The organism is Protofrankia sp. CiT1 (assembly GCF_917627335.1).
Classification (GTDB): Bacteria; Actinomycetota; Actinomycetes; order Frankiales; family Frankiaceae; genus Protofrankia.
In genome coordinates, this window is the sequence record NZ_CAKJTP010000301.1 from 1,336 (window position 1) to 2,760 (window position 1,425).

Genomic DNA, 1,425 nt, shown 5'->3' on the forward strand with positions numbered 1-1,425 from the left:
CGGTCAGTACACCGGCAGTGACTTGTCGACCTGGGTCGCCCAGGCGGTCACACCGCCTTGGACGTGCACCGCCGAGGAGAAACCCGCGGCCTTCAGCGTCGCCAAGGCCTCCGCCGACCGCACGCCGCTCTTGCAGTAAAGGACGATCCTGCGGTCCTGCGGCAGCTCGGAAAGGTGCGCGGGCAGCTCGCCCTTGGGGATGAGGCGCGCCCCAGGGATGCGGACAATCTCCCACTCGGCCGGCTCCCGGACGTCGACCAGCTCGATCGGCTCGCCGCGGTCAAGCCAGTCCTTCAGCTCGGCGGCGAGGATCGTCGAGCCGGCCACCGCCTGCTGGGCCTCGTCCGAAACGACCCCGCAGAAGGCCTCGTAGTCGATCAGTTCGGTGATGCTCGGGTTCTTGCCGCACAGCTCGCACTCGGGATCCTTGCGCACCTTGATCAAACGGTAGCTCATCTCGAGCGCGTCGTAGACCATGAGGCGACCGACCAGCGGGTCGCCGATCCCCGTCAGCACCTTGATCGCCTCGGTCGCCTGGATCGACCCGATCGACGCGCACAGCACACCGAGGACACCGCCCTCCGCGCAGGACGGCACCATGCCCGGCGGCGGCGCCTGAGGGTAGAGGCAGCGGTAGCACGGGCCGTGCTCGGCCCAGAAGACGCTCGCCTGGCCGTCGAACCGGTAGATCGACCCCCAGACATACGGCTTGCCGAGCAGCACGCAGGCGTCGTTGACCAGATAGCGGGTGGCGAAGTTGTCCGTACCGTCCACGATCAGGTCGTACCGGCTGAAAATCTCCATCACATTGCTGGTGTCCAGCCTGGTCTCGTGCAGGACGACGTCCACGTAGGGGTTGATCTCGCGGACGCTGTCACGGGCCGACAGCGCCTTGGAGCGTCCCACGTCCGACTGCCCATGGATGATCTGACGTTGCAGGTTGGACTCGTCCACCGTGTCGAACTCGGCGATGCCGAGCGTCCCCACCCCGGCGGCGGCCAGGTACATCAGGGTCGGCGAGCCCAGCCCGCCGGCACCGACGGCCAGCACCTTCGCGTTCTTCAGCCGCTTCTGGCCGGCCATCGCGACGTCCGGAATGATCAGATGCCGGGAGTACCGGCGGACCTCGTCGATGCTCAGGTCGGCCGCGGGCTCGACCAGGGGCGGCAGGGACACGATCTCTCCTCGCGGTCGCAGCGCTGAATCCATACATCCGACAACCTCGTCGGCCCCATCGTCGCAGGCTACGAACGCCCTCGTACAAGATCGCCCGATTGGGCCGCGCCGCGCGCCCGGTCGACGGGATCGCCAGCCAGCACAGCGCACGAGCGGGCACGGCTGTTCCCCGGCCGGCGGTCGGGAACGGGACCGCTCCAAACAGGCTTCGTGCACGGCCCGCGCCCGCGGCGGGTTCTCAGAGCGCCC

The 1,425-nt window shown here is 68.5% G+C and carries 1 protein-coding gene; it reads right to left on the minus strand.

The genetic code is table 11. From position 1 onward, the window contains the following. Positions 1–3 precede the first annotated feature (3 nt). Positions 4–1,176 carry an adenylyltransferase/sulfurtransferase MoeZ gene (moeZ, locus tag MJ785_RS21865; RefSeq protein ID WP_239382759.1) on the minus strand — a complete coding sequence of 391 codons (1,173 nt, stop codon included), beginning with the start codon at positions 1,174–1,176 and terminating at the stop codon, positions 4–6. Positions 1,177–1,425 lie beyond the last annotated feature (249 nt).